Source organism: Cupriavidus sp. CP313, assembly GCF_054072015.1.
Genome location: NZ_JBSVZB010000019.1, coordinates 124,739 through 147,658, shown reverse-complemented (window position 1 = coordinate 147,658; position 22,920 = coordinate 124,739). Strand labels below are relative to the sequence as shown.

At 65.7% G+C, this 22,920-nt stretch carries 18 protein-coding genes; all 18 read left to right on the top strand.

Translation table 11 applies throughout. The features are described 5' to 3' along the window. Positions 1 to 113 precede the first annotated feature (113 nt). The 18 genes from mnmG (at position 114) to putA (ending at position 22,786) form a co-directional block, all read left to right on the top strand. Positions 114 to 2,072, top strand: a complete 1,959-nt coding sequence (mnmG, locus tag ACW4E8_RS24520) for a tRNA uridine-5-carboxymethylaminomethyl(34) synthesis enzyme MnmG (protein WP_456806884.1) — start codon at positions 114 to 116, stop codon at positions 2,070 to 2,072. 21 nt (positions 2,073 to 2,093) lie between these two features. Further along, positions 2,094 to 2,795, top strand: coding sequence for a 16S rRNA (guanine(527)-N(7))-methyltransferase RsmG (gene rsmG, locus ACW4E8_RS24515; RefSeq protein WP_456806883.1), 702 nt, complete (start codon positions 2,094 to 2,096; stop codon positions 2,793 to 2,795). A gap of 84 nt (positions 2,796 to 2,879) precedes the next feature. Further along, complete coding sequence (locus tag ACW4E8_RS24510) at positions 2,880 to 3,653, top strand: ParA family protein (RefSeq protein ID WP_456806882.1); 774 nt, start codon at positions 2,880 to 2,882, stop codon at positions 3,651 to 3,653. A 14-nt stretch (positions 3,654 to 3,667) separates the two neighbouring features. After that, the gene (locus ACW4E8_RS24505) at positions 3,668 to 4,570 is read left to right on the top strand and encodes a ParB/RepB/Spo0J family partition protein (protein WP_456806881.1); all 903 of its coding nucleotides are present in this window, start codon (positions 3,668 to 3,670) and stop codon (positions 4,568 to 4,570) included. Positions 4,571 to 4,927: 357 nt separating this feature from the next. After that, on the top strand, positions 4,928 to 5,431 hold the full coding sequence (locus ACW4E8_RS24500) for an ATP synthase subunit I (RefSeq protein WP_456806880.1): 504 nt from the start codon (positions 4,928 to 4,930) through the stop codon (positions 5,429 to 5,431). 231 nt (positions 5,432 to 5,662) lie between these two features. Next, positions 5,663 to 6,529, top strand: coding sequence for a F0F1 ATP synthase subunit A (gene atpB, locus ACW4E8_RS24495; RefSeq protein WP_456806879.1), 867 nt, complete (start codon positions 5,663 to 5,665; stop codon positions 6,527 to 6,529). 61 nt (positions 6,530 to 6,590) lie between these two features. After that, positions 6,591 to 6,857, top strand: a complete 267-nt coding sequence (gene atpE / locus ACW4E8_RS24490; RefSeq protein ID WP_013958389.1) for a F0F1 ATP synthase subunit C — start codon at positions 6,591 to 6,593, stop codon at positions 6,855 to 6,857. Between the two features lie 99 nt (positions 6,858 to 6,956). Next, positions 6,957 to 7,427: a F0F1 ATP synthase subunit B gene (locus tag ACW4E8_RS24485; protein ID WP_456806878.1), complete on the top strand. Its 471-nt coding sequence runs from the start codon at positions 6,957 to 6,959 to the stop codon at positions 7,425 to 7,427. 2 nt (positions 7,428 to 7,429) lie between these two features. After that, positions 7,430 to 7,972: a F0F1 ATP synthase subunit delta gene (locus ACW4E8_RS24480; protein WP_456806877.1), complete on the top strand. Its 543-nt coding sequence runs from the start codon at positions 7,430 to 7,432 to the stop codon at positions 7,970 to 7,972. Positions 7,973 to 8,011: 39 nt separating this feature from the next. Further along, complete coding sequence (gene atpA, locus ACW4E8_RS24475) at positions 8,012 to 9,553, top strand: F0F1 ATP synthase subunit alpha (protein ID WP_115215777.1); 1,542 nt, start codon at positions 8,012 to 8,014, stop codon at positions 9,551 to 9,553. A gap of 74 nt (positions 9,554 to 9,627) precedes the next feature. Further along, positions 9,628 to 10,503 carry a F0F1 ATP synthase subunit gamma gene (gene atpG, locus ACW4E8_RS24470; protein ID WP_456806876.1) on the top strand — a complete coding sequence of 292 codons (876 nt, stop codon included), beginning with the start codon at positions 9,628 to 9,630 and terminating at the stop codon, positions 10,501 to 10,503. Between the two features lie 33 nt (positions 10,504 to 10,536). Continuing rightward, the gene (atpD, locus tag ACW4E8_RS24465; protein ID WP_456806875.1) at positions 10,537 to 11,940 is read left to right on the top strand and encodes a F0F1 ATP synthase subunit beta; all 1,404 of its coding nucleotides are present in this window, start codon (positions 10,537 to 10,539) and stop codon (positions 11,938 to 11,940) included. Between the two features lie 142 nt (positions 11,941 to 12,082). Then, positions 12,083 to 12,499 (top strand): F0F1 ATP synthase subunit epsilon, encoded by a 417-nt coding sequence (locus tag ACW4E8_RS24460; RefSeq protein WP_114131723.1) that lies wholly within the window; start codon positions 12,083 to 12,085, stop codon positions 12,497 to 12,499. 695 nt (positions 12,500 to 13,194) lie between these two features. Then, positions 13,195 to 13,635: a CoA-binding protein gene (locus ACW4E8_RS24455; protein WP_456806874.1), complete on the top strand. Its 441-nt coding sequence runs from the start codon at positions 13,195 to 13,197 to the stop codon at positions 13,633 to 13,635. A 50-nt stretch (positions 13,636 to 13,685) separates the two neighbouring features. After that, on the top strand, positions 13,686 to 14,636 hold the full coding sequence (locus tag ACW4E8_RS24450; RefSeq protein WP_456806873.1) for an alpha/beta hydrolase: 951 nt from the start codon (positions 13,686 to 13,688) through the stop codon (positions 14,634 to 14,636). Positions 14,637 to 14,688: 52 nt separating this feature from the next. Further along, on the top strand, positions 14,689 to 15,780 hold the full coding sequence (gene hemE, locus ACW4E8_RS24445) for a uroporphyrinogen decarboxylase (protein WP_456806872.1): 1,092 nt from the start codon (positions 14,689 to 14,691) through the stop codon (positions 15,778 to 15,780). Between the two features lie 524 nt (positions 15,781 to 16,304). Further along, a complete protein-coding gene (locus ACW4E8_RS24440; RefSeq protein ID WP_456806871.1) occupies positions 16,305 to 18,626 on the top strand; it encodes a primosomal protein N' in 2,322 nt (773 codons plus the stop codon). A 194-nt stretch (positions 18,627 to 18,820) separates the two neighbouring features. Next, complete coding sequence (gene putA, locus ACW4E8_RS24435; protein ID WP_456806870.1) at positions 18,821 to 22,786, top strand: trifunctional transcriptional regulator/proline dehydrogenase/L-glutamate gamma-semialdehyde dehydrogenase; 3,966 nt, start codon at positions 18,821 to 18,823, stop codon at positions 22,784 to 22,786. Positions 22,787 to 22,920: the final 134 nt, after the last annotated feature.

Below are 22,920 nucleotides of genomic sequence, written 5' to 3'. Positions count from 1 at the left end.
GCCAACGCCATGTTTCACGTGAAACATGGTTACCGTCGGAAAGCGGCTAGTCGAATACCGCTATAATTTCGCATTCCCGTATTTTCCCGCCAGCCTCCTGGAGGAGGTGCCCCATGCTTTACCCAAAAGAATTCGATGTCATCGTCGTTGGCGGTGGCCATGCCGGCACTGAAGCTGCTCTCGCCGCGGCCCGTATGGGCTGCCAGACGTTGCTGCTGACCCACAACATCGAGACGCTGGGCCAGATGAGCTGCAATCCATCGATCGGCGGCATCGGCAAGGGGCACCTGGTCAAGGAAGTGGACGCGATGGGCGGTGCCATGGCCGCCGCCACGGACGAGGCCGGCATCCAGTTCCGCATCCTCAACTCCAGCAAGGGTCCGGCTGTACGCGCCACGCGCGCCCAGGCGGACCGCGTGCTGTACCGCAAGGCGATCCGTACCCGGCTGGAAAACCAGCCGAACCTGATGCTGTTCCAGCAGGCCGTGGACGATCTGATGGTGGAGGGCGACCGCGTAGTCGGCGCCATGACGCAGGTCGGCATCGCCTTCCGCGCCCGCGCGGTGGTACTGACCGCCGGCACCTTCCTGGACGGCAAGATCCACGTCGGGCTGGACAACTACACCGGCGGACGCGCCGGCGACCCGGCAGCGGTGTCGCTGTCGGCGCGCCTGAAGGACCTGAAGCTGCCGCAAGGCCGCCTAAAGACCGGTACGCCGCCGCGCATTGACGGCCGCACCATCGACTTCTCGGTGATGGAAGAGCAGCCCGGCGACCGGGATCCGGTACCGGTATTCTCCTTCCTGGGCCGTCCGGAGCAGCACCCGCAACAGCTGCCGTGCTGGATCACCCATACCAATAGCCGTACCCACGACATCATCCGTGGCGGGCTGGACCGCTCGCCGATGTACACCGGCGTGATCGAAGGGGTAGGGCCGCGCTACTGCCCCAGCATCGAGGACAAGATCCATCGCTTTGCCAGCAAGGAAAGCCACCAGATCTTCCTAGAGCCGGAAGGCCTGACCACCAACGAGTTCTACCCCAACGGGATCTCGACCAGCCTGCCCTTCGACGTGCAGCTGGAACTGGTGCACTCGATCCGCGGGATGGAGAACGCGCATATCCTGCGCCCCGGCTATGCGATCGAGTATGACTACTTCGATCCGCGCGGGCTCAAGGCATCGCTGGAGAGCAAGGCCATCCGCGGCCTGTTCTTTGCGGGACAGATCAATGGCACCACCGGCTATGAAGAAGCCGCCGCGCAGGGCCTGCTGGCCGGCATCAATGCTGGCTGCTATGTGCGCGAACGCGATGCGTGGACGCCGCGCCGCGACCAGGCCTACCTGGGCGTGCTGGTCGACGACCTGATTACCCGCGGTGTGACCGAGCCGTACCGCATGTTCACCAGCCGCGCGGAATTCCGCCTGAGCCTGCGGGAAGACAACGCCGATATGCGCCTGACTGAGGTCGGCCGTGAGCTGGGCGTGGTCGACGATGCGCGCTGGGATGCCTTCAACCGCAAGCGCGACGCTGTTTCACGTGAAACAGAGCGCCTGAAGAGCACATGGGTGAACCCGACCATGCTGCCGGCCGAAGACGCCGTACCGCTGCTGGGCAAGCCGATCGAACGCGAGTACAGCCTGGCCGACCTGCTGCGCCGGCCGGAAGTCCGCTATGAAGCACTGATGGCGCTGCAGGGCGGCCGACTAGCCCCGGAAACGCCGCTGGACGCCGAGCCGATGCTGGCAGAGCAGATCCGCGAGCAGATCGAGATCGGCATCAAGTACCACGGCTATATCGCCCGCCAGGCGGCGGAGGTCGACAAGCTGGAAGCCAACGAGTCGACGCGCCTGCCCGAAGGGCTGGACTACACCGAAGTGCGTGGCCTTGGCTTCGAGGTCAGCCAGAAGCTGAACCAGCATCGTCCGGAAACGCTGGGCCAGGCCTCGCGCATTTCCGGCGTGACGCCAGCCGCGATCTCGCTGCTGCTGGTGCACCTGAAGAAGAAGGGGCTGGGGCGCACGCGCTCTGAGTCGGGCGCACCTTCCGGCAACTCCGAAGAGGCCGCCTGAGTGCCCGGTCCGCGACACACCATGACCGACGACGCCACGCAGCGTCGTCGCCTTGAAGCCGGTCTGGCCGAGATCGGGCTGGCGCTGGCGCCAGCCCGGATCGACACCTTGTTTGCCTACCTGGCGCTGCTGCGCAAGTGGAACGGCGTCTACAACCTGACCGCAATCCGCCACCCCGATGAGATGCTTACGCATCACATGCTGGACTCGCTCGCCGCCGTGCCGGCGCTGGCCGAAGCCGCGCGCGCCGCAGACGTAGGCACGCCGGCGCGGGGCAGGGTATTGGACGTGGGCTCGGGCGGCGGCATGCCTGGCCTGCCGCTGGCCATCGCCTGTCCCGACGTGTCGGTGCTGATGGTGGACATTGTGCAGAAGAAGACGGCCTTTCTGACCCAGTGTCGTGCGCAACTCGGGCTTTCCAATGCCGCGGCGCATTGGGGGCCGGTGGAGAAGCTGGACGATGCCGATGGCTTTGCCGTGATCACCTCGCGCGCGTTTGCCGAGCTGACCGACTTCGTGAACCTGTCAGGCCAGCTCCTCGCACCCCACGGCAAGCTGATCGCCATGAAAGGTGTTTATCCACAGGCCGAGCTGGACCGGATGGAAGCTGCCGGGCTGATGGCGCAATGGCAGGTCGATGCGGTGCCCCGCATCACCGTGCCCGGGCTGGATGCCGAGCGCCACCTGGTGGTGCTGTCGCGGCGCGCAAGCGCCCACGCATGACGTACGCCGCGGCGCTGCATGCAGCGCCGCGAACTGCCAGCCCCGCGCTGGTCGGATGAAATGAAGCAGGAGCCTCAGTAGCTTATGGCCAAGGTATTCGTGATCGCAAACCAGAAGGGCGGGGTAGGCAAGACCACCACCACGGTCAACCTCGCCGCGGGCCTGGCCGCGCAGGGCCAGCGCGTGCTGCTGGTCGACCTGGACCCGCAGGGCAATGCCTCGATGGGTTCGGGCATCGACAAGCAGGCGCTGGAGCACAGCGTGTACCAGGTGCTGGTCGGCCTCGCCAGCATCAAGCAGGCGCGCCAGCGTTCCGAGACCGGCAGGTACGACGTGCTGCCCGCTAACCGCGAACTGGCCGGCGCGGAAGTGGAACTGGTCGACCTGGACCAGCGCGAGCGCCGCCTCAGGCATGCCATCGAAGAGGTCAATGACGAATATGACTTCGTGCTGATCGACTGCCCGCCGTCGCTGTCGCTGCTGACGCTGAACGGCCTGTGCGCCGCGCACGGCGTGATCGTGCCGATGCAGTGCGAGTACTTCGCGCTGGAAGGGCTGTCGGACCTGGTCAACACCATCAAGCAGGTGCACGCCAACCTGAACCGCGACTTGCAGGTGATCGGCCTGCTGCGCGTCATGTTCGATCCGCGCGTCACGCTGCAGCAGCAGGTGTCGGCGCAGCTGGAATCGCACTTCGGTGAAAAGGTCTTCAAGACCCTGATCCCGCGCAATGTGCGGCTGGCCGAGGCACCGTCCTATGGCATGCCGGGCGTGGCGTTCGATCCGTCATCGAAGGGCGCAAAAGCGTACCTGGATTTCGGCGCCGAGATGATCGCGCGCGTCAGGCAGCTGGGCTGAAGGAGAGGGCAAGCATGAGCACTGCAAAGAAAAAGGGCCTGGGCCGCGGCCTCGAAGCGCTGCTGGGCGGGCCGGCTGAAATCGTTGAATCGGCGAAGCAGGAGGGTGCGCCCACCGTGCTGCGCCTGACCCAGTTGCAGCCGGGCAAGTACCAGCCGCGCACGCGCATGGATGAAGGCGCGCTGCAGGAGCTGGCCGCCAGCATCCGCGCGCAGGGCCTGATGCAGCCGATCCTGGTGCGCCGCGTGGCCGAGCCGGACCGCTATGAAATCATCGCGGGCGAGCGGCGCTTCCGTGCGTCCAAGCTCGCCGGCCTGGACAAGGTGCCGGTGCTGGTGAAGGACGTGGCCGATGAAGCCGCGGCCGCGATGGCGCTGATCGAGAACATCCAGCGCGAAGACCTGAACCCGCTGGAAGAAGCGCAGGGCATCATGCGCCTGATCCGCGAGTTCAGTTTCACGCATGAGCAGGCGGCCGAGTCGGTCGGCCGTTCGCGCAGCGCGGTGTCGAACCTGCTGCGCCTGCTGAACCTGGCCGCGCCGGTGCAGACCATGCTGATGGCGGGCGACCTCGACATGGGCCACGCGCGCGCGCTGCTGGCGGTGGACGGCGCCAACCAGATCACGCTGGCCAACCAGATCGTGAACAAGCGGCTGTCGGTGCGCGAGACCGAGAAGCTGGTGGCGTCCACACTCAAGCCGTTCGACCTGAAGTCGCTCAAGCAGAAGGGCGCCAACAACGTGCGCGACGTGGCACGGCTGGAAGAAGAATTGTCGGATGCGCTGGGCCTGGCGGTGCAGATCAAGCTGGGCGCGCGCGGCAAGGGCCAGCTTACTATCCACTTCAGCGACAACGACGCGCTTGAAGGCGTGCTCGAGCGCCTGCGCGAATCCACTGAAAGGCAGAAGGTCGCCTGAGGCAAGATGCGAACGCGCAAGTAACTTCGCGTGCGCAATTCGGTGCGATTAACGGCCATTGCGGCGATGACTGTTGCGTGTACGCTGCAGTGGCCGTTCCAAGGGCCGGTATACGTACGGCGTGCCCCGTAATCCCTCATCATGCGCAGGGTTCGCTGCGCAATCCAATTACGTCAAACATCATTGCTGCGCAATTTTTGCGCGGCCATCATGCAATCGTGATGGCAACCGTTGTGCGCAACGCACTGCAAGGTAAATGTAAGCGGATTGACGCGAATCAGTAGTTCCCCTTAAAATCGTGCGGTTTGAATTCTGGTCTGGCCGAAAAGTTCCGGCCTGGAATGAGGCAGGCAGGTAGTGGTTCGAGACCGTCAGCAGCAAGGCGCCGGGTCCCGTCAGGATGATGACTGGGACGACTGGAAAGAGGGCGCAGACCGAGAGGAAGATGCGGTCGATCCGCTGTCGCGCGCCGAAGCGGAAACGCTGTTTGGCGAACGCGCGCTGCGTCCTTCGCGCATGACCCCGGGCAAGGTTGTCCTGGCGCAGGTGATTGTCACCCTGCTGTCGGCACTGTGCTGGGCGCTGTTCGCGAAAGAGGCGGGCCCGTACGGCTGGTCGGCGCTGTTCGGCGGCATGGTGTGCTTCGTGCCGAGCGGGTTCTTCGCGTTCCGCCTGTGGCTGGCGCGCGACCGGGCTTCGGTGGGCGGACTGGTCCTGGGCGAGGCGATCAAGGTCTTTGGCACGGCGGTACTGCTGGTGCTGGTGGTGGTGCTGTACCGGGATCTGCGTTGGGTGCCGATGCTGGTCACGTTCCTGCTAGCGCTCAAGACATATTTGGTGGTGGCCCTGGTGATCCGCTAGGCCAGTCGCACGAAGACGGTGCTTCATCCGGAGGTGGGGCACCAAGACGGAATATCAAGATTTGCCGTGCCGGTTTCACAGTGGTGACACCGGACACGGCCAAGGTTGGACCCCGCTTGCATTGCGGTGACCGGCGAATCCGCCGAAGGCAATGCAAGACGCGTACCGGGCGTTTGCCAGACAGTGGCGGCGCGCGGCCTGAAGATTTCGCAATATACCGTTCGTATCGACATGTCTGATGCTACCCAAGGCGCCGAACACGCGCTGACACCCTCCGGCTATATCGCCGAACACTTGCAGAACTTGAACTCGGTCGGCGGCAAGCAAGCGTCGGTGGTCGATTTCTCCGTGCTCAACTACGACACGGTGTTCTGGTCCGTCCTGTGCGGCGCCATCGCCGTGCTGTTCCTGTATGCCGCCGCGCGCCGCGTCACCGCCGGCGTGCCGGGCCGCTTCCAGGCCTTCGTCGAGATGATCGTCGAGATGGTCGACGACCAGGCCAAGGGAATCATTCACGGCGACCGCTCGTGGATCGCTCCGCTGGCGCTGATGGTGTTCTGCTGGATCACCATGATGAACGCCATCGACCTGATTCCGGTCGACTGGGTCACCGGCCTGAACAGCCTGCTGGGCGTCTTCCACATTCACCTTCCCCACCACCGCGCAGTGGCCACGGCCGACCTGAACGGCACGCTGGGCATGTCGTGCTCGGTGCTGGTGCTGATGATCTACTACAGCTTCAAGATCAAGGGCACGGGCGGCTTCATGCACGAACTGTTCTCGGCCCCGTTCGGCGCCAAGTGGTACCTGGCTCCGTTCAACCTGATCCTGAACCTGATCGAATTCCTGGCCAAGGCCGTTTCGCTCGGCATGCGGTTGTTCGGCAACATGTACGCCGGCGAACTCGTGTTCCTGCTGATCGCGCTGCTGGGTTCCATCTGGACGTTCGGCGCCGACCTGTCCGCGCTGGGCTTTGTCGGTCACGTGCTGGCCGGCACGGTATGGGCGATCTTCCACATCCTGATCGTCCTGCTCCAGGCCTTCATTTTCATGATGCTGACGCTGGTGTACATCGGCCAGGCTCACGATCACCACTGATTTTCGGTTTTTGGTTTTTTGGTTTTTTGGTTCTAAGTCTCTCTAAATTAAAGGAGTCATCATGCAAGCATTTCTCGCCAACATCCAGGGTCTGACCGCCATCGGTATCGGCATCATCATCGGCCTGGGCGCTATCGGCGCCTGCCTGGGTATCGCCCTGATGGGTGGCAAGTACATCGAAGCCTGCGCACGTCAGCCTGAGCTGATGAACCCGCTGCAAACCAAGATGTTCCTGCTGGCTGGCCTGATCGACGCTGCATTCCTGATCGGCGTGGGTGTTGCAATGCTGTTCGCCTTCGCCAACCCGCTGCTGGCTGTCATCAAGTAATTCTTTTCGGTCTGCATGATGCTGACGGGCGGCGCGGGCCACCAGCCCAGCCGCCTTTTGTGCATTTATCTGTAGTTTGATTACCGAAAGGAACACACCATGAATCTGAACGCAACGTTTTTTGCGCAGATGGTCGTGTTCTTCATCCTGTGGTGGGTTGTTGCCAAATTTATTTGGCCGCCGCTGGTGAAGGCGCTCGACGAACGCGCAAAGAAGATCGCCGATGGCCTCGCCGCTGCCGAGAAGGGCAAGGCCGAGCTCGAACTCGCCAACAAGCGTGTGGACCAGGCTATGGCCGAAGCCCGCACCGAAGGCGCCCAACGCGTCGCTGACGCCGAGAAGCGCGCCCAGCTGACGGCGGACGAGATCAAGCACAACGCCCAGGCAGAAGCCGCACGCATCATTGCCCAGGCCAAGGCCGAAGCAGACCAGCAGGTTACCCGTGCACGTGAAGAACTGCGTGACCAGGTTGCCGTGCTGGCCGTCAAGGGTGCCGAGCAGATCCTCAAGCGTGAAGTGAACGCGCAGGTCCACACCGACCTGCTCAATCAACTCAAGGCTGAGCTCTAATCATGGCTGAAACCGCAACCATTGCCCGTCCCTACGCTGAGGCGCTGTTCCGCGTCGCCAGCGAATCGAGCGCAGGCAATCTGGGTGCATGGTCCGAGCTGGTGTCGGAGATGGGGCAGGTTGCTGCCAATCCCGACATGAAGGCGCTCGCCGGCGATCCGAACGTTCCCGGCGAGAAGCTGGCCGAACTGTTCCTGTCGGTGCTGAAGTCCCCGCTGAATGACGAGGCTCGCCGCTTCGTCAAGCTGCTGGTGGATAACGGCCGCCTGACGGTGATGCCGGAAATCGCCGAGCAGTTCCATGTGCTCAAGAACGCCCGCGAAGGGTCGTCGGATGTCGAGATCACCAGCGCATTCCCGCTGGAAGGTTCGCAGTTGAACGACCTGGTCGCTGCACTCGAACGCAAGTTCGGCCGCAAGCTGTACGCGCAGGTGGCGGTGGACCCGTCCCTGATCGGCGGCGTGAGCGTCAAGGTCGGCGACGAAGTGCTCGACACCTCCGTGCGTTCGCGCCTGGCTGCCATGCAAGCCACGCTGACCGCCTGACCGCACCGGCCGACGGATTGAAGAATTAGGAGCATTGTGATGCAACTGAACCCCTCAGAAATCAGCGAGCTGATCAAGACCCGCATCTCGGGCCTTGGCGCTGAAGCTGAAGTGCGCAATACCGGCACGGTGATCTCCGTGACCGATGGCATCTGCCGCGTGCATGGCCTGTCCGGCGTGATGCAGGGCGAGATGCTGGAATTCCCCGGCAACACCTTCGGCCTCGCGCTGAACCTCGAGCGCGACTCGGTCGGCGCCGTGGTGCTGGGTGACTACGAACACATTTCCGAAGGCGACACGGTCAAGTGCACCGGGCGCATTCTGGAAGTGCCGGTGGGCAAGGAACTGCTGGGCCGCGTGGTCAACACGCTGGGCCAGCCGATCGACGGCAAGGGCCCGATCAACGCCAAGGAAACGGACGTGATCGAGAAGGTCGCCCCGGGCGTGATCGCGCGTCAGTCGGTGAGCCAGCCGGTGCAGACCGGCCTGAAGTCGATCGACTCGATGGTGCCGATCGGCCGTGGCCAGCGTGAGCTGATCATTGGCGACCGCCAGACCGGCAAGACCGCCGTGGCTGTCGACGCGATCATCAACCAGAAGGGCAAGGGCATGTACTGCGTGTACGTCGCCATTGGCCAGAAGGCTTCGACGATCGCCAACGTGGTGCGCAAGCTGGAAGAGCACGGCGCGATGGAATACACCGTCGTCGTGGCCGCCGCCGCTTCGGACTCGGCCGCCATGCAGTACCTGGCTGCCTACGCCGGCTGCACGATGGGCGAGTACTTCCGCGACCGCGGCGAAGACGCGCTGATCGTCTATGACGACCTGACCAAGCAAGCCTGGGCCTACCGCCAGGTGTCGCTGCTGCTGCGCCGCCCGCCGGGCCGTGAAGCGTACCCGGGCGACGTGTTCTACCTGCACTCGCGCCTGCTGGAGCGTGCTGCCCGCGTGAACGCCGAGTACGTCGAGAAGTTCACCAACGGCGCCGTCAAGGGCAAGACCGGTTCGCTGACCGCGCTGCCGGTGATCGAAACGCAGGCCGGCGACGTGTCCGCGTTCGTGCCGACCAACGTGATTTCGATTACCGACGGCCAGATATTCCTGGAAACCGACCTGTTCAACGCCGGTGTCCGTCCCGCCATCAATGCCGGTATTTCGGTGTCGCGCGTGGGTGGTGCTGCCCAGACCAAGGTGGTGAAGAACCTGGCCGGTGGTATCCGTACCGACCTCGCCCAGTACCGTGAACTGGCTGCTTTCGCGCAGTTCGCTTCGGACCTGGACGATGCCACCCGCAAGCAGCTGGAGCGCGGCCGCCGCGTGACCGAGCTGCTGAAGCAGGCGCAATACCAGCCGCAGCAGGTGTGGCAGCTGGCCGCGTCGCTGTTCGCCGCCAACAACGGCTTCCTCGACAACGTGGAAGTGAAGGACATTCTGCCGTTCGAGAAGGGCCTGCACGACCATCTGAAGACCAAGTACGCCGACCTCATCAACCGTATCGAAGAGACCAAGCAGCTCTCGAAGGAAGATGAACCCGCCCTGCGTGCCGCGATCGAGGATTTCAAGAAGTCCGCCGCGTTCTAACCGCGCAATTCTCCGATACCGCCGCCGCGCCTGGCTAACGCCGGCGCGGCGCTGGTTCGGACGGAGAGGAAAGTATGGCCGGAACGAAAGAGATTCGAACCAAGATTAAGAGCGTGCAGAACACGCGCAAGATCACCAAGGCGATGGAGATGGTCGCCGCATCCAAGATGCGCAAGGCGCAGGAACGGATGCGCAATGCCCGTCCCTATGCCGAGAAAGTGCGTAACATCGCGGCGCACCTGGCTTCGGCCAACCCCGAGTTCAAGCACCCGTTCATGCAGGAGCGCGAAGTCAAGCGCGTCGGCATGATCGTGGTCACGACCGACAAGGGGCTGTGCGGCGGTCTGAACACGAACGTGCTGCGTGCGGTGACCAACGAGCTGAAGAGCCTGCAGGGTCGCGGCGTGGGTGTGCAAGCCACTGCCATCGGCGGCAAGGGCATGCAGTTCCTGAGCCGCATCGGCGCCAAGGTGGCCTCGAATGTGGTGCAGCTCGGCGACACCCCGCACCTGGAAAAGCTGATCGGCGCGATCAAGGTCCAGCTCGATGCCTTCACCAACGGTGAGGTCGACGCGGTGTACCTGGCGTACACCAAGTTCATCAATACGATGAAGCAGGAACCGATGGTCGAGCAGCTGCTGCCGCTCGCCGCCGACAAGCTGGTTCAGACTGAAGAAGAGAAGCGCGCCTACTCGTGGGACTACATCTACGAGCCTGACGCGCAGACCGTGGTGGAAGAGCTGTTGGTTCGCTACGTCGAGGCGCTGGTGTACCAGGCCGTGGCCGAGAACATGGCGTCCGAACAGTCGGCGCGCATGGTGGCTATGAAGGCGGCATCCGACAATGCCAAGAACGTGATCGGCGAACTGCAGCTGGACTACAACAAGACCCGGCAGGCAGCGATCACCAAGGAATTGTCAGAGATCGTCAGCGGTGCGGCAGCGGTCTGAGGCGTTAAGAATTCAAGCTATCGGAGATACGAAATGAGTATCGGAAATATTGTGCAGTGCATCGGCGCCGTGGTGGACATCGAGTTCCCGCGCGACGCGATGCCGAAGGTGTACGAAGCGCTGGTGCTGGAAGACAGCGGCGAAACGTCGTTCGCCGAAAAGGGCCTGACGTTCGAAGTCCAGCAGCAGCTGGGTGACGGCGTGGTCCGTACCATTGCCCTCGGTTCGTCGGACGGCCTGCGCCGCGGCATGCCGGTGAAGAGCACCGGCGCGCCGATCTCGGTGCCGGTGGGTCAAGGCACGCTGGGCCGCATTATGGATGTCCTGGGTCGACCCATCGACGAAGCTGGCCCGATCGCTTCCGACGAGCGGCGCGCGATTCACCAGAAGGCGCCGAAGTTCGACGAACTGTCGCCTTCCACCGACCTGCTGGAAACCGGCATCAAGGTGATCGACCTGATTTGCCCGTTCGCCAAGGGCGGCAAGGTGGGTCTGTTTGGTGGCGCAGGCGTGGGCAAGACCGTCAACATGATGGAGCTCATCAACAACATCGCCAAGCAGCACAGCGGTCTGTCGGTGTTCGCCGGCGTGGGCGAGCGTACCCGTGAAGGGAACGACTTCTACCACGAAATGAAGGACTCGAACGTGCTCGACAAGGTGGCCATGGTGTTCGGCCAGATGAACGAGCCGCCGGGCAACCGTCTGCGCGTGGCACTTTCCGGCCTGACCATGGCCGAGAAGTTCCGCGACGAGGGCCGTGACATCCTGTTCTTCGTCGACAACATCTACCGCTACACGCTGGCTGGTACCGAAGTGTCGGCACTGCTGGGCCGTATGCCTTCCGCCGTGGGCTACCAGCCGACGCTGGCTGAAGAAATGGGCAAGCTGCAGGAGCGTATTACGTCGACCAAGACTGGCTCGATTACGTCGATCCAGGCCGTCTACGTGCCTGCGGATGACTTGACCGACCCGTCGCCGGCTACCACCTTCCTGCACCTGGACTCGACCCTGGTGCTGTCGCGTGACATTGCCGCTCTCGGTATCTACCCCGCAGTGGACCCGCTCGACTCGACCTCGCGTCAGATGGACCCGCAAGTGGTTGGCCAGGAGCACTACAACGTTGCGCGTGCCGTGCAGCAGACCCTGCAGCGCTACAAGGAACTGCGCGACATCATCGCGATTCTGGGCATGGACGAACTGTCGCCGGAAGACAAGATGGCCGTGAACCGCGCTCGTAAGATCCAGCGTTTCCTGTCGCAGCCGTTCCACGTGGCCGAAGTGTTCACGGGTTCGCCGGGCAAGTACGTGCCGCTGAAGGAAACCATCCGTGGTTTCAAGATGCTGGTGGATGGCGAGTGCGATCACCTGCCCGAGCAGGCGTTCTACATGGTCGGCTCGATCGACGAAGCCTTCGAAAAGGCCAAGAAGCTCCAGTAAGCGGCGTCTTTCGCCTTCATGCGTCGTTGCGGCCGCCTTGCCGTAGTTAATCTACTGTCTGCGGCGGCCGCGCCTGGCACGAAGGCGAAATACTTGCTTCCCGGAAACGGGAAGCCAAAGCTTTCAGGAGAAAGGATCTGATATGGCAACCATTCTTGTAGACGTCGTCAGCGCGGAAACGTCGATCTTCTCCGGCCAGGCGAAGTTCGTGGCGCTGCCGGGCGAGTCGGGTGAGCTGGGCATTCTGCCGGGTCACACGCCGCTGATCACGCGCATCCAGCCGGGTGCCGTGCGGATCGAGAAGGAAGACGGCAGCGAAGAGTTCGTGTTCGTTGCCGGCGGCATTCTCGAAGTCCAGCCCAAGCACGTCACCGTGCTGGCCGATACCGCTATCCGCGGTGGCGACCTGGACGAAGCCAAGGCGCAGGAAGCCAAGCGTGCTGCCGAAGAGCTGATGCAGAACCAGAGCAGCGATCTGGATCTGGCACGGGCTCAGAGCGAGCTCGCCGTGGCGGCTGCCCAACTGGCTGCCATCGCCCGCCTGCGTCGTAAGAAGTAAGCAATTAGTGGGTTGTCGCGCTGTTGTTTTTCTGGCGCGACAATGAAAAAAGGCAGCCGCATGGCTGCCTTTTTTTTGGGCGTGGCGATATGCTTTTGTCCTGCCTGGACAAAAAAAAGCGCGCGGGCCGGGGAGGCTCCGCGCGGACGGGAAAATCCCTTCGAGGGGTCAATTCGAAGGAACGGGTACGGTCCAGGTCGACAATCAAGGCGCAACGGATATCCAATATCCGACCAGAGGCCGCAAAGGCCACGCGCTGCAACGGTCTACCTGGTGCTCCGGTCCAGCGGCGATCTGCTGGATCGGATAATCGGGTTACTGCTTCAAAAAGGCTTTCTTCACCACGCCCCTTTAAGTCTGCACAGCCTTATTCACTGGGGCGCCACACGCCGCACAGCGGGTGTGTCAATGCATTGTGGGGGAAACTCCCCGGCATGGCAGTAACAAAATGTATCGTTTTGCAAGAAGTTGAAAGCCCGAGGCGTCGGGATCTGGCGTGTTCGGCATATTTTCATGCGTTCACGTCACGTTAGCCGAAGAAAGGTGCCGTTGGCTTATCTTTAGCGGCGCGATTTCCGTGTTCGCTCCCCCACCAATCCCTGCGTGACAATTCCGGTTACGATTCAGGACGCCTGTGGCCTTCGCGTTGCGTTTTTGCATGTCCGCGGGCCCGCCCTTGCCCACCCGGAGACGCGATGCACCCTGAGATGCAGCAAGCCATACAAGCCATGCTGGCGATGAAGACCGTGGCCGTGGTCGGCCTGTCCGACCGCCCGGAGCGTCCCAGCCATGAGGTTGCGGAGTTCCTGCAGGACCACGGCTTCCGGATCGTACCGGTCAATCCGCGCCATGCCGGCGAACGCATTCTGGGCGAGACCTGCCACGCCACGCTGCGCGAAGCCGCCGACGCTGCCGCGGCAGCAGGCAGCCCCATCGCGTGGGTCGACATCTTCCGCCGTGCCGAGGAAACGCCCGGCGTGGTCGATGAGGCCATCGCCATTGGCGCACAGGGTGTCTGGCTGCAGCTGGGCATTGTCAACGACCATGCCGTGCGCCGCGCATCTGATGCCGGCCTGCTGGCGGTTCAAGATTGCTGCAGCAAGGTCGAGCTGACGCACCAGCTCGGGCTGGACTGATTCCCGCCTGGCACCGCTTTCACTTTCCGCTTTCCCATCAGCCGCCAACCATGGCCATCGACCCGCAACTACTTGCCTATTACCGCCGCCTGGCGGAGCGCTATGCCAATGCGCCCGCGCCGGCCGACATTCCCGCACAGCGGGCCCGTTTTGCCGAGATCGCAGCCGCGTCGCTGTTGCCGGAACCGGCCGGCATCACGGTGCAGGACCTGGAGCTTGCGCTCGCCGGCCGCACGCTGGGTGCCAAGCTGTTCCGGCCGGCCGGCGAGACAGCGCCGCGGCTGGTGGTCTACTTCCACGGCGGCGGCTGGGTGATCGGCTCGCCGCAGACGCACCATACGGTTGCCGCCTTGCTGGCGGCCGACACGGGCTGTGCGGTGGCCAGCGTCGACTACCGCCTCGCCCCCGAACACGCGTTCCCGGCACCCTGCGACGATGCCGCCGAGGCCGTGCTGTGGTTCGCCGGGCAACGCCAGGCACTCGGGCTGGCGACCGACTTCCTGGCCGTGGCGGGCGACAGCGCCGGCGGCCACCTGGCGGCGCAGGCAGCGCAGCAGCTCAACGGCGGCGGCGCGGTGCAGGTCGATGCGCAACTGCTGATCTATCCGGTGACGGCACCGGTGCTCAGCACCGAAAGCTACCGCGCCTTTGCCGACGGCCCTGGCCTGACGCGTGACGAGATGGCCTGGTTCTGGGCCCAGTTCATCGGCGCCGAGGCCCTGGCGCAGGGCGCCGCCCACCCCGACCCCCGCGTGCACCTGATGGCCGCGCCGCCGGTGCGCCCGCCCGCCACCGTGCTGATGGTGGCCGCGCACGATGTGCTGCGCGACGACGGCCTGGCCTATGCCGACTTCCTGGTGCGCCACGACGCCCCGGTGATTACCATCGAGGCCAGCGGCATGACCCACGGCTTCGCGCGGCTGCAGCCCGATGCCGAACGCGCGCGCGAATGGATGCGGCGTGCCGCATCGGCCTTCGCCGGGATGATCGACGACGTCTGAGCGGCATCCACCGGCAGCCATCCCTTAGAATGGCGGTCTTACGAGGATGACCATGACCGCACTGCAGAACGATACCTTCCTGCGCGCGCTGCGCCGCCAGCCGACCGAATACACGCCGCTGTGGCTGATGCGCCAGGCGGGCCGCTACCTGCCCGAGTACAACGCCACGCGCGCCCGCGCCGGCAGCTTCCTCGGGCTGGCGAAGAACCCGGCCTACGCCACCGAAGTGACACTGCAGCCGCTGGACCGTTATCCGCTGGACGCGGCGATTCTCTTTTCCGACATCCTGACCGTGCCCGACGCGATGGGCCTGGGCCTGTCGTTCGCACAGGGCGAGGGCCCGCGCTTTGCGCATCCGCTGCGCACCGAAGCCGACGTGCAGAAACTGGCCGTGCCGGACATGGCGTCGCTGCAGTATGTCTTTGACGCGGTGAGCGAGATCCGCCGCGCACTGGTCCAGGACGGCCGCCAGCGCGTGCCGCTGATCGGCTTTTCCGGCAGCCCCTGGACGCTGGCGTGCTACATGGTCGAAGGCGGCGGCTCGGACGACTTCCGCACGGTCAAGGCGATGATGTACGGCCGCCCGGACCTGATGCACCGCATTCTCGAGATCAACGCCCAGGCGGTGACGGCGTACCTGAATGCCCAGATCGAAGCCGGCGCGCAGGCCGTGATGATTTTCGACACCTGGGGCGGGGCGCTCGCCGACGGCATGTACCAGGCGTTTTCGCTGGCCTATATGCGCCGGGTGCTGGCCGGCCTGAAGCGCGAGCACGATGGCCAGCAGGTGCCCGCGATCGTCTTTACCAAGGGCGGCGGCCTGTGGCTCGAGGCGCTGGCTGACACCGGCGCCGACGCGATCGGGCTGGACTGGACCGTCAACCTGGCCGAAGCGCGCCGGCGCACCGGCGGGCGCGTGGCGCTGCAGGGCAATATCGACCCGACCGTGCTGTTTGCGCCCGAGGCCGCGATCCGCGAGCAGGTGCGCGGTGTGCTGGACAGCTACGCCGCCGCCGGGGGCAGTGATGGTCACGTATTCAACCTGGGCCACGGCATTTCGCAGTTCACGCCGCCGGAGAACGTCTCGGTGCTGGTGGATGAAGTGCATCGCCACAGCCGCCAGCTGCGCGCCGAGCAGAAGTGACGGTGACAGTATGCGGTCGGCCTGGCGGCTGCTGCGGCGCCCTGCGCTGCAGCGCGCCGGCGCGCCAGCGTACCCAGTGCTGCGGGAGCCGCGCCGCTGGACCCTGTCAAGTTAACTTTTTCGCCAGCATTCGCCAAAAAGGTGCTCGGCCTTGACTGGCAGCACTTGACTTATGCACACCGATAGGTTTGCCGCAGTGCGGGACAGGGTTATTCCCTAACCTATCCGGGGGATGTTTGCAAGCCCTTGATTTTTAAGGATTTGGAAGATTTGCAAAGGAAGGCCCGATGCCGGTGGATCCCTTGTTTCTCGGGGCTTCCCGGCCAGCCAGTGCGACTTTTCAACAAAGTTATCCACAGGGGCGGTGGAATTAGTGGAAAACCAGTCATCTATCATCGACTTAGGGCCACATTTGAAGTTTTACTTTAAGTTGATGTTGCGCCGCACACTAGATTTCCACCCTCCATACGCCTGCCGCCCGTTGCACAAAGGTTGCGCAAACGCGGTGCACCAGGAAGGGCCGCATGGCGCCAACTAGCGGCGCGCTCCCACTGGTCGAGGACAGCACGGCGGTGGGCGCCGTGATGCCGTCCGCAGCCGCCCAGCCAGTCATCCGGGTCGCGCTGGACACCCCCGCCGACGACTGCTTCGACTATCTCGCCACGCCCGAGGTCGCCCCAGGTGACCTGGTGGTGGTGCCGTTCGGCCGCCGTAGCATGGTCGGCGTCGCGGTGGCGTACGCCGACAACTCCGATGTGCCCGCCGACCGGCTGCGCCCAGTGGCGCAGCGCCTGGACTGGATGCCGCCGCTGCAGCGCGACTGGATCGAGCTGGCCGCCTTTGCCGCGCGCTACTACCAGCGCCGCCTGGGCGAAGTGATGCTGCCGGCCTTGCCGCCGGCCTTGCGTGAGGCCGAGAGCTGGCCAGGCCTGGCCCAGCGTGCCCGCACCGACGAATACCGCCTGTTGCCCGAGCATGCAGAGGCCCTGCTGGCTGCCGTGCCGCCACGCGCACGCAGCGTGCGTGCCCTGGCGCAGGCGCTGGCCGAGCGCGCCGCCGCGGCCGAGCCGCTGACGCTGGCCGACGCCCGCGTGCTGTGCGCGGCGGCACCGGCGCGGCTGGCCGAATGGCAGGCCGCCGGCTGGGTCGAGGCCAGCCGCACCGCGCGCACCCTGCTGCTGACCGACCCCGCGCAGCCGCCATCGGCCGCGCCGCCGCTGCACGACGAGCAGCGCGCCGCGGTGCAGGCCATTGCCGAGGCCGAGGGCTTTGCGCCGTTCCTGCTGCACGGGGTGACCGGCAGCGGCAAGACCGAGGTCTACCTGCATGCGATGCAGGCGGTGCTCGAACGCGACCCCCAGGCCCAGGTGCTGATGCTGGTGCCTGAAATCAACCTGACCCCGCAGTTGCAGGCCCGCATCGCCGCGCGCTTCCCGCACCTGCCGCTGGCGGTGCTGCACAGCGGCCTGGCCGACCAGGAGCGCAGCCTGCAGTGGCTGGCCGCGCACCGCGGCGAGGCCCGCATCGTGCTGGGCACGCGCATGGCGGTGATGGCGTCGCTGCCGGCGCTGGCACTGATCGTGGTCGACGAGGAACACGACACTTCCTACAAGCAGCAGGAAGGGCTGCGCTACTCCGCGCGCGACCTGGCGGTGTGGCGCGCCAAGCAGCGCGGCATTGCCGTGGTATTGGGTTCGGCCACGCCGTCGATGGAGACCTGGTGGCGGGCCGGGCAGGGCACCTACCGCAAGCTGGTGCTGCGCGAGCGCGCCCAGGCTGAAGCGACCCTGCCGACGGTGCGCCTGGTCGACCTGAACCACGAGCGCCAGCGCCAGCGCGCGCTGTTCGAAGGGTTGTCGGTGCCGCTGCTGGAAGCCATCGACGCCCGCCTGGCGCGCGGCGAGCAGAGCCTGCTGTTCCTGAACCGCCGCGGCTACGCGCCGGTGATTGCCTGCGACAGCTGCGGCTGGCTGTCGGGCTGCCCGCGCTGCTCGGCGTACCTGGTGCTGCACCGCCCCGAGCGGCGCCTGCGCTGCCACCACTGTGGCCTGGAGGCGCCGGTGCCGCACCACTGCCCGGACTGCGGCAATGTCGACATCGCGCCGCTGGGGCGCGGCACGCAGCGTATCGAAGAGGCATTGGCGGCGCGCTTCCCGCAGGCCCGCATCGCCCGCATCGACGCCGATTCCACGCGCCGCAAGGGCAGCGCGCAGGCCATGTTCGACGAGGTCCATGCTGGCGAAGTCGACATCCTGGTGGGCACGCAGATGGTGGCCAAGGGGCACGACTTCCAGCGCGTGACCCTGGTCGGCATCGTCCATCCGGATGCGGCCATGTTCAGCCACGACTTCCGCGCCGCCGAGCACCTGTTCGCCTCGCTGATGCAGGTGGCCGGGCGGGCAGGGCGGGCCGGCCTGCCGGGCGAGGTGCTGATCCAGACACGCTACCCGGACACCCCGGCATTGCAGGCGCTGACGCGCCACGACTATGATGGATTCGCGGCCAGCCAGTTGCGCGAGCGGCGCCAGGCCGGGTTGCCCCCGTTCTGCTACCAGGTGCTGGTAACCGCCGAGCACGGCCAGCTGGAGCGTGCACTGCAGTTCCTGGAAGTGGCGCGCCGGCATGCCGAAACCTGCGAGCTGGCGGCCGAGGTGCAACTGCACGACCCGGTGCCGATGTCGATGGTGCGCATCTTCAACCGGGAGCGTGCGCAGATGCTGGTGGAGGCCACCTCGCGGCCGGTGCTGCAACGCTTCGTGGCTGAGTGGGTACAGACTTTCGCAGATGTAGGGACGGAGGCAAAAGGGGTGCGCTGGCAGCTTGAGATCGACCCGTTGCGGATCTGAGCCGGCTGGCGTGGCAGTGAAAGGTGCAACCCTTGCATTAGGGTTTTCGATAGGGTTGCACCAGGTTGCACCTTGGTGATTTTCGGGAGTAAGATCGCGCCAGCTCACAGGCTGCGGCCGGTCGCGCGCCCGTGCCTGCCGGCATGGACGAGGTAGCACCGGCGGCGGCTCCAGTCTTTCGGAGAATTGCCCGCATGGCCACCACCACTCTCGGCGTCAAGCTCGACGACGCCTCGCGCGACCGCCTCAAGCGCGTTGCCCAATCCATCGACCGCACGCCGCACTGGCTGATCAAGCAGGCCATCTTCACCTATCTCGAGCAGATCGAGCGCGGCCACCTGCCGCACGAGACCGGCGCCGCCGGTAGCGCGGATGCGGATGGTGCCGACGGAGCCGAGCTGGTCCATGGCGATGCGCCGCAGCCGTTCCTGGAGTTCGCCCAAAGCATCCAGCCGCAATCGGTGCTGCGTGCTGCCATTACCTCCGCCTATCGGCGTCCAGAAACCGATTGCGTGCCGGTGCTGCTGGAGCAGGCGCGCCTGCCGCAGCAGCAAGGCGAGGCCGCCATCAAGATGGCCAAGACCCTGGCCACACGGCTGCGCGAGCAGAAGGTCGGCACCGGCCGCGAAGGCCTGGTGCAGGGCCTGATCCAGGAATTCTCGCTGTCGTCGCAGGAAGGCGTGGCGCTGATGTGCCTGGCCGAGGCCCTGCTGCGCATCCCCGACAAGGCCACCCGCGACGCGCTGATCCGCGACAAGATCAGCGGCGCCAACTGGCAGTCGCACCTGGGCCAGAGCCCGTCGCTGTTCGTCAACGCCGCCACCTGGGGCCTGCTGCTGACCGGCAAGCTGGTCGCCACCCATACCGAATCGGGCCTGACAACGGCGCTCACGCGCATCATCGGCAAGGGCGGCGAGCCGCTGATCCGCAAAGGCGTGGACATGGCCATGCGCCTGATGGGCGAGCAGTTCGTCACCGGCGAAACCATCTCCGAGGCGCTGGCCAACGCGCGCAAGTACGAGGCCGAAGGCTTCCGCTACTCCTACGACATGCTGGGCGAGGCCGCCATGACCGAGGCCGACGCGCAGCGCTACCTGGCCTCGTACGAGCAGGCCATCCATGCCATCGGCCAGGCCTCACGCGGGCGCGGCATCTATGAAGGCCCGGGCATCTCGATCAAGCTGTCGGCGCTGCACCCGCGTTACAGCCGCGCGCAGCATGAGCGCGTGGTGGGCGAACTGTACGAGCGCCTGAAGTCGCTGACGCTGCTGGCACGCCAGTACGACATCGGCATCAATATCGACGCCGAGGAAGCCGACCGCCTGGAGATCTCGCTGGACCTGCTCGAGCGCCTGTGCTTCGAGCCCGAGCTGGCCGGCTGGAACGGCATCGGCTTCGTGGTGCAGGGCTACCAGAAGCGCTGCCCGTTCGTGATCGACTACCTGATCGACCTGGCCCGCCGCAGCCGCCACCGCCTGATGATCCGCCTGGTCAAGGGCGCCTACTGGGACAGCGAGATCAAGCGCGCCCAGGTCGAAGGGCTGGAGGGCTACCCGGTCTATACGCGCAAGGTCTACACCGACGTGTCGTACATCGCCTGCGCGCGCAAGCTGCTGTCGGTGCCGGACGCGATCTACCCGCAGTTCGCCACGCACAATGCGCATACGCTGTCGGCCATCTATCAGATCGCCGGCCACAGCTACTACCCCGGCCAGTATGAGTTCCAGTGCCTGCACGGCATGGGCGAGCCGCTGTACGACCAGGTGGTTGGCGCCACTGCGGACGGCAAGTTCAACCGCCCGTGCCGCATCTACGCGCCGGTCGGCACGCATGAAACGCTGCTGGCCTACCTGGTGCGCCGCCTGCTGGAGAACGGTGCCAATACCTCGTTCGTGAACCGCATCGCAGACGACACCATCTCGCTGGACGAGCTGGTGGCCGACCCGGTCGCCGTGGTCGAGGCCATGCACCGCGACGAGGGCGTGCTGGGCCTGCCGCATCCGCGCATCCCGTCGCCGCGCACGCTTTACGGCAAGAGCCGTCCCAATTCGGCCGGCATCGATCTCGCGAATGAGCACCGGCTGGCCTCGCTGTCGTCGGCACTGCTCGCCGGCACCAGCGAACGCGCCGTGGCCGAGCCGCTGCTGGGCGCAGAGTTGCCGCGCGCTGCCGACGCCATCACGGCACCGGTGCTGAACCCGGCCGACCACCGCGACGTGGTGGGCCATGTCACCGAGGCCAGCCAGGCCGACGTTGACGCCGCGCTGCAGGCCGCCATCAATGCCGCGCCGATCTGGCAGGCGACGCCGCCGGACGTGCGCGCGGCCGCGCTGGAACGCGCGGCCGACCTGATGGAAGCCCAGATGCAATCGCTGATGGGCATCATCATGCGCGAGGCCGGCAAGACCTTCTCCAACGCCATCGCCGAAGTGCGCGAAGCCGTGGACTTCCTGCGCTACTACGCCGCCGAGATCCGCCGCAGCTTCGACAACGAGACCCACCGCCCGCTGGGCCCGGTGGTCTGCATCAGCCCGTGGAACTTCCCGCTGGCGATCTTCACCGGCCAGGTAGCCGCGGCGCTGGCGGCCGGCAACCCGGTGCTGGCCAAGCCCGCCGAGCAGACCCCGCTGATCGCTGCCGCCGCCGTGCGCCTGCTGCGCGAAGCCGGCGTTCCGGCCGGCGCGGTGCAGCTGCTGCCGGGCCGCGGCGAGACCGTGGGCGCCGCGCTGGTGGGCGATGCCCGCGTCAAGGGTGTGATGTTCACCGGCTCGACCGAAGTCGCGCGCATCCTGCAACGCAACGTCGCCGGCCGCCTGGACGCCGCCGGCCGCCCGATCCCGCTGATCGCGGAGACCGGCGGGCAGAACGCGATGATCGTCGACTCGTCGGCGCTGGCTGAACAGGTGGTGGGCGATGTCCTCAGCTCCGCTTTCGATTCAGCCGGCCAGCGCTGCTCGGCGCTGCGCGTGCTGTGCCTGCAGGAAGACGTCGCCGACCGCGTGCTGGAAATGCTCAAGGGCGCCATGCAGGAACTGAACATGGCCAACCCGGACCGGCTGTCGACCGACGTCGGCCCGGTGATCGACGAAGAAGCGCGCGGCAATATCGTGCGCCATGTCGACGCCATGCGCGCCAAGGGCCGCCGCGTCCACCAGGCCGACCCCAACGCCGCGCAGGGCGCCAGCTGCCGCAACGGCACCTTCGTGCCGCCGACGCTGATCGAACTGGACAGCATCGAGGAACTCAAGCGCGAGGTGTTCGGCCCGGTGCTGCACGTGGTGCGCTTCCCGCGCGCGGCGCTGGACACCATGGTCAGCCAGATCAATGCCACCGGGTACGGCCTGACGCTGGGCATCCATACCCGCATCGACGAGACCATCTCGCACATCGTCAGCCGTGCCCATGTGGGCAACCTGTATGTCAACCGCAATATCGTCGGCGCCGTGGTCGGCGTGCAGCCCTTTGGCGGTGAAGGCCTGTCGGGCACCGGCCCGAAGGCGGGCGGCCCGCTGTACCTGCACCGCCTGCTGTCGGTCTGCCCGCAGGATGCAGTAGTACGCAGCGTGCGCGCGTCGGACGCAGGCGGCGGCGCCGAGGCGGCCACGCTGCGCGACGAGGCCGCAGCGGCCTTCCAGGCCTGGGCCAGGGCCGAGCTGCCGGCGGTGGCCGGCGCCTGCGAGCGCCTGGCCGAGGCATCGCCCTCGGGCCTGACCGTGACGCTGCCCGGCCCCACCGGCGAGCGCAACACCTACACCCTGCTGCCGCGCGAGCGCGTGCTGTGCCTGGCCACGCAGGAGGCCGACCTGGCCCTGCAGCTGGGCGCCGTGCTGACTGTCGGCGCCGAGGCCGTATGGCCGGAAAACCCTGTCAGCCGGGGGCTGTTTGCGCGCCTGCCTAAGGGCGTACAATCGCGCGTCCGCATGGTGGCCGACTGGACCGTTGCGGACACGGCAATCGATGCGGTGCTGCACCACGGCGATTCCGACCAGCTGCGCACGGTGTGCGAACAGGTGGCTGTGCGCCCCGGTCCGATCATCGGCGTGCAAGGCCTGGCGCAAGGTGAACCAAATATCGCGCTCGACCGTTTGCTGATCGAGCGCTCGCTCTCGGTCAACACCGCGGCCGCGGGCGGCAATGCCAGTTTGATGACGATCGGCTGAGGCAACCCTCGGACCTCGTCATGTCGAAGCACGCAGCGGTGGCGGCGATCCCGCCCCGTTGCGTATTGAAGCAAGGTGCGGCACTGCCAGGCTGCGCCGCTATAACTGCCGGCAACGGCACCACATCGGCACCA

Bases quoted from the DNA above. Each gene is read 5' to 3' on its own strand.
- mnmG (WP_456806884.1), top strand. From the start codon at position 114: ATGCTTTACCCAAAAGAATTCGATGTCATCGTCGTTGGCGGTGGCCAT.
- rsmG (WP_456806883.1), top strand. From the start codon at position 2,094: ATGACCGACGACGCCACGCAGCGTCGTCGCCTTGAAGCCGGTCTGGCC.
- ACW4E8_RS24510 (WP_456806882.1), top strand. From the start codon at position 2,880: ATGGCCAAGGTATTCGTGATCGCAAACCAGAAGGGCGGGGTAGGCAAG.
- ACW4E8_RS24505 (WP_456806881.1), top strand. From the start codon at position 3,668: ATGAGCACTGCAAAGAAAAAGGGCCTGGGCCGCGGCCTCGAAGCGCTG.
- atpB (WP_456806879.1), top strand. From the start codon at position 5,663: ATGTCTGATGCTACCCAAGGCGCCGAACACGCGCTGACACCCTCCGGC.
- atpE (WP_013958389.1), top strand. From the start codon at position 6,591: ATGCAAGCATTTCTCGCCAACATCCAGGGTCTGACCGCCATCGGTATC.
- ACW4E8_RS24485 (WP_456806878.1), top strand. From the start codon at position 6,957: ATGAATCTGAACGCAACGTTTTTTGCGCAGATGGTCGTGTTCTTCATC.
- ACW4E8_RS24480 (WP_456806877.1), top strand. From the start codon at position 7,430: ATGGCTGAAACCGCAACCATTGCCCGTCCCTACGCTGAGGCGCTGTTC.
- atpA (WP_115215777.1), top strand. From the start codon at position 8,012: ATGCAACTGAACCCCTCAGAAATCAGCGAGCTGATCAAGACCCGCATC.
- atpG (WP_456806876.1), top strand. From the start codon at position 9,628: ATGGCCGGAACGAAAGAGATTCGAACCAAGATTAAGAGCGTGCAGAAC.
- atpD (WP_456806875.1), top strand. From the start codon at position 10,537: ATGAGTATCGGAAATATTGTGCAGTGCATCGGCGCCGTGGTGGACATC.
- ACW4E8_RS24460 (WP_114131723.1), top strand. From the start codon at position 12,083: ATGGCAACCATTCTTGTAGACGTCGTCAGCGCGGAAACGTCGATCTTC.
- ACW4E8_RS24455 (WP_456806874.1), top strand. From the start codon at position 13,195: ATGCACCCTGAGATGCAGCAAGCCATACAAGCCATGCTGGCGATGAAG.
- ACW4E8_RS24450 (WP_456806873.1), top strand. From the start codon at position 13,686: ATGGCCATCGACCCGCAACTACTTGCCTATTACCGCCGCCTGGCGGAG.
- hemE (WP_456806872.1), top strand. From the start codon at position 14,689: ATGACCGCACTGCAGAACGATACCTTCCTGCGCGCGCTGCGCCGCCAG.
- ACW4E8_RS24440 (WP_456806871.1), top strand. From the start codon at position 16,305: ATGGCGCCAACTAGCGGCGCGCTCCCACTGGTCGAGGACAGCACGGCG.
- putA (WP_456806870.1), top strand. From the start codon at position 18,821: ATGGCCACCACCACTCTCGGCGTCAAGCTCGACGACGCCTCGCGCGAC.